Source organism: Mycobacterium sp., assembly GCF_050701515.1.
GTDB lineage: Bacteria > Actinomycetota > Actinomycetes > Mycobacteriales > Mycobacteriaceae > Mycobacterium.
In genome coordinates, this window is sequence record NZ_JBOGDB010000215.1 from 1 (window position 1) to 4,366 (window position 4,366).

The 4,366-nt window shown below is 68.3% G+C and carries 5 protein-coding genes and 2 pseudogenes; 2 read left to right on the plus strand and 5 right to left on the minus strand.

Annotated elements, in window-relative coordinates; genetic code table 11:
• Positions 1–909, minus strand: a pseudogene (locus ACRDU5_RS17050) (transposase); the annotation flags it as partial.
• A gap of 173 nt (positions 910–1,082) precedes the next feature.
• Between ACRDU5_RS17050 and ACRDU5_RS17055 the strand changes: the two are divergent.
• Positions 1,083–1,379, plus strand: a complete 297-nt coding sequence (locus ACRDU5_RS17055) for a transposase family protein (protein ID WP_526615840.1) — start codon at positions 1,083–1,085, stop codon at positions 1,377–1,379.
• Positions 1,380–1,391: 12 nt separating this feature from the next.
• Positions 1,392–1,709, plus strand: a pseudogene (locus tag ACRDU5_RS17060) (transposase family protein); the annotation flags it as partial.
• Here the strand turns inward: ACRDU5_RS17060 and ACRDU5_RS17065 are convergent.
• The 4 genes from ACRDU5_RS17065 to ACRDU5_RS17080 form a co-directional block, all read right to left on the minus strand.
• Complete coding sequence (locus tag ACRDU5_RS17065) at positions 1,706–2,101, minus strand: heat shock protein transcriptional repressor HspR (protein WP_526615846.1); 396 nt, start codon at positions 2,099–2,101, stop codon at positions 1,706–1,708. The pseudogene ACRDU5_RS17060 and the gene ACRDU5_RS17065 sit on opposite strands and share 4 nt — an antisense overlap.
• On the minus strand, positions 2,101–3,267 hold the full coding sequence (gene dnaJ / locus ACRDU5_RS17070) for a molecular chaperone DnaJ (RefSeq protein WP_526615841.1): 1,167 nt from the start codon (positions 3,265–3,267) through the stop codon (positions 2,101–2,103). Before dnaJ ends, ACRDU5_RS17065 begins: the two co-directional genes overlap by 1 nt.
• Before the next feature lie 24 nt (positions 3,268–3,291).
• Positions 3,292–3,930 (minus strand): nucleotide exchange factor GrpE, encoded by a 639-nt coding sequence (gene grpE, locus ACRDU5_RS17075; RefSeq protein WP_526615843.1) that lies wholly within the window; start codon positions 3,928–3,930, stop codon positions 3,292–3,294.
• The coding region (locus ACRDU5_RS17080; RefSeq protein WP_526615844.1) for an Hsp70 family protein at positions 3,927–4,366 on the minus strand (440 nt) is incomplete at its 5' end. The genes ACRDU5_RS17080 and grpE, both read right to left, overlap by 4 nt.

Here is a 4,366-nt window from a genome sequence, read left to right on the forward strand (position 1 = left end):
ATGGGCGTAATAGCGCCAGCCGCCGGGTGCTTTACGGTCTCGCCCACGTACGACGTCGATCTTGTGCCACACGCTCGGATCGGACAGGAAATGGCTCAGATGCGCCCACTGGCCCGCCCCCTGGGGCAGCCGCACCGACAACACCAGGTCTCCGGCCGGCAGGCCGGTGAACACCACCGCCAGAGCACCGCTGTGGTGCCACCACGACCCGCTCGCTGGCCGCGCCGGCGCAGCGAGCCGGGCCGGTTGGGCCAGGATCGAGGTGCCCGCCAGCTGGCCGGCTGCCTCGGCTGCGGTGCGCACCGCGGCGGGCAGCTGCGGGTGCCGGTAGGTGTCCAGGTGCCCGTCGAGGGTGCCGACCAGCCGGTAGGATTCCCACGCCGGCGTGGTCTTGGTGTGCGAGCGGGCCCGGCCGGGGATGCGGGTGAAGTCCCACCACGAGCCGATGCGTGGCGGCCCGTGCCGGCGCCCCGAGGAGTCCGAAAACAGATGCCGGTCGACGGTTTCCCACACTTCGTCGGCCACATGCAGACCGATGGCCTTGGTCAGGTGATCGCGCATCCACCCGCTGGCCTCAATATGGGCCTTGGCCGCGGCCTCGATGCCCTTGCGCGACAACCCCAGCCGCTCCCGCAGACCCTTCGGATCGGCGCCGCGTTCCCGCTTGGCCGCCCAATACACCCGACAACGGGCCGCGGCGTCGCGATGCAGTGCCCGCCGCAGCCGAAACACCGCACCCCACTGCCGCTGCACGCGTTGGCGCACGTGTGCGTCGCCGACATCGAGGTCGAGGCGGATCACCGATACCGGCCCCTCGTATTTGAAGTTCGGCGCCTTGGACCTACCCCGCCGCCGCGGCGCCAGGTCACCGCCGGTAGCGGTGGTGGTGTCGGTGCCCGTGGCTGCCATGGGGTTCATGAAACCATCACCCACCGACACCAGCCCGCTGCCACACCGATGGCGAAACCTGGTCCCGCTCACCGGCCTCACAGGTTGGTCAAGTCCACACCATCTACACCCTGGCCCGCCAACGGTTACCGACACATCCCGGCCGACCCTGGAGCCTACCGCTACCAGCCCGCGTGCAGCCCGTGCTGATCCACCTGCGCACCAACCTGACCACCCGCGCGCTGGCCGTGCTATTCGACACCAGCCAGTCCACCGTCGACCGCATCCTCCATCACCTGGTGCCGGTGCTGGCCCGCGTACTGCAACCCAATCCCAATAGGCAAGCCGCGCCGTGGATTATCGACGGCACCCTGATCCCGGTGCACGACCGGTCGATCACCGCCATCAGCAAGAACTACCGGCGCAGCGTCAACACCCAAATCATCATCGGCGCTCACCGTCGCCGCGTCATCGCCGTCGGCGGGTGCTGACCGGGCAACCGCAACGACGTCGTAGCCGCCCGCCCAACCGTCGCGCAGCTGCTCACCGGCGGCCGACATATCCTCGGCGACGGCGGCTATCGCGGCATCCCCGGTATCACCACACCCCCGCGTGACAGGACCGGGCGCATCATCCGAGATAACCGCTACCGGCTTCACCGCCGCATCAGGGCCCGCGTCGAACACGTCATCACCCGGCTCAAAGACTGGCAGATACTGCGGCAATGCCGTCGCCGCGGCGACGCCATCAACCACACCCTCCAAATCATCGCCAGACTCAGGAACCTCAAAACCCACAACCAATTACCGGTCAACTCTTAGCGCGTCTTTCGCGGCTGCCAGACCACCACAGCGGTGCTCTTGGGCACCACTGCGACGTCGCGACGCTGGTTGGCGCGCAACCGTTCCAGCTCCTCGGCCATTTCACCGATGCGCGATCGCAGCGCCTCGACCTGATTGGTCAGCTCGATGATGCGCTTGATGCCGGCCAGGTTGACGCCCTCGTCCTGGGACAACCGCTGCACCTCCCGCAGCAGGTCGACGTCGCGCTGCGAGTAGCGGCGCCCACCGCCGGAACTGCGGCGCGGGCTGACCAGGCCGAGCCGGTCATAGGTGCGCAATGTCTGCGCATGCATGCCGGCCAGCTCGGCGGCCACCGAGATCAAGAAGGTCCGGGCCGAGGCATCGGGGTCGTTGGAGCGCTTGTGGGCCATCACGCACCCGCCCATCCGGCCCGCGGGTCGAATCCGCTGGCGCGCTCCGCTTTCGCGTAGGCCTCCAGCGCTTCGGCCGCCTCCCCTTCCAGCTTCGCCGGAACCGACACCTTCACGGTGACCAACAGGTCGCCGTGACCGCCGGATCGCTTCGGCACCCCGCGCCCGCGCACCCGCAGGATGCGTCCGTCCGATGTGCCCTTGGGCACCCGCACACCGACCTTGCCCTCCAGCGTCGGCACCGAAAGCGTTGTGCCCAGCGCCAGTTCGCTGAAGCTGACCGGGACGGTTACCGTCAGGTCATCGCCGTCGCGGCCAAACACCTTGTCCGGCCGCACATGTACGGTCACGTACAGGTCGCCTGAAGGCGCACCGCGCAGGCCGGCCTCGCCCTGTCCGGCGAGCCGGATCCGCTGGCCGTCCTCGACGCCGGGCGGGATCCGCACGTTGATGGTGCGGGTTCGGGTCGTTACGCCCGTGCCCTTGCACTCGGAGCAGGGGTGTTCGATGATCGACCCGCTGCCACGGCAGTCGGTGCAGGGTTCGGAGAACCCGAATGCGCCCTGGTTCCGACTGATCACACCCGAACCGTTGCAGGTGGCACACACTTTCGGACTGGTGCCCGGCCGCGCGCCACTGCCATGGCAATTGGTGCAGGGCGCGGGGCTGGTCAGCCGCAGTGGCATGGCCACACCCTTGGTGGCCTCCATGAAACTGAGCCCGGTCTCGGTCTCCAGGTCATTGCCGCGACGGGGCCGGCTGGGTCGCGGCTGGGCGGCGCCGCGGCCGAAGAGGCCGCCGAAGAGATCCCCGATGTTCGCGCCGCCGGTCTGTCCGGCCGCGTCGAACAGATCGTTCAGATTGAACTCGACGCCATCCCCACCAAAGCCGCCGAAGTTGCCGCCGCCACTGAATCGGCCCCGACCGAAGCCGCCGCCGGCGAAAAGCCGTCGGGTTTCGTCGTATTCCTTGCGCTTGGCCTCGTCCGACAAGACGCTGTATGCCTCGGAAACCGCCTTGAACCGGTCGGCGCCGGCCGGGTTCTTGTCCGGATGCAGTTCGGCAGCCAGCTTGCGGTAGGCCCGCTTGATGTCGTCGGCGCTGGCATCAGAGGAGACGCCGAGCTCCTGGTAGAAGTCCTTTTCGACCCACTCGCGTTGGGCCATGCCGCGTCACCTCCTCACCGATACCTAGGATTCTGCGGTCTGGTCGCTCGACACGTCGGTGTTATCGGCGGTGTCGGCGTCTTCGGCTTGCTCGTCGTCGGCCTCGGGCACGGTATCGACCACACCCACCATGGCGTGGCGAATCACCTGGTCGCCGACCATGTAGCCGCGCCTCATCACGGCGCCCACGATGGGATGAGTGCCCTCCCCCTCGTGCTGAACGGCTTCGTGCAACTCCGGGTCGAAGTCGTCACCCTCGGCGCCAAAGCCCGAAAGGCCAAGTCCCTCAAGCGCAGTCACCAACTTGTCGGCGACCGACTTCAGCGGACCCGACTCCAGATCGCCGTGGCTGCGGGCCCGGTCGAGGTCGTCGAGCACTCCGATCAGCTGTGCGATGACGGCGGCCTTGGCGCGCTCGGCGGTGAGCTGCTGGTCGCGCAGCGCCCGCTTGCGGTAGTTGGCGAAGTCGGCCTGCACCCGTTGCAGGTCAGCGACCAGCTCGGCCGCCTTGCCTGCCTCCTCGGGCGTCTCCCCCGCGAACGGCTCCGACCCCGGCCCGCTTGGGGCCGGGCCGGAAGCCTGCTCACGAACTTCGCCGGTCTCCGGATCGACACGCCGTTTGTCGGTGACGGTCACCGGCTCGTGCGGATCGCTTGAACTCACTTGTTCTCCTGGTCATCGTCGACTACCTCGGCGTCCACCACGTCGTCGTCCGACGAACCCGCGTCACCGCCGGCGGCGCCACCGCCGGCGGCCTGCTCGGCCTGCGTGGCCTCGTAGATCGCCTGGCCCAGAGCCTGGGACTCCTGGCCGAGCTTCTCCATCGCGGACTTGATCGCGGTGATGTCGGTACCGCCCAACGCCGTCTTGGCGTCGGCGATGGCGGCATCGATCTTTTCCAGCGTCTCCTCCGGAACCTTCGAGCCGCCCTCAGCCTCACGTTGTTCCTTGACGAACTTCTCCGTCTGGTAGACCAGCGACTCGGCCTGGTTGCGGACGTCGGCCTCCTCGCGACGCTTGCGGTCCTCCTCGGCGTGCGCCTCGGCGTCCTTGATCATCCGGTCGATCTCCTCCTTGGACAGGCCGGAGCCCTCCTGGA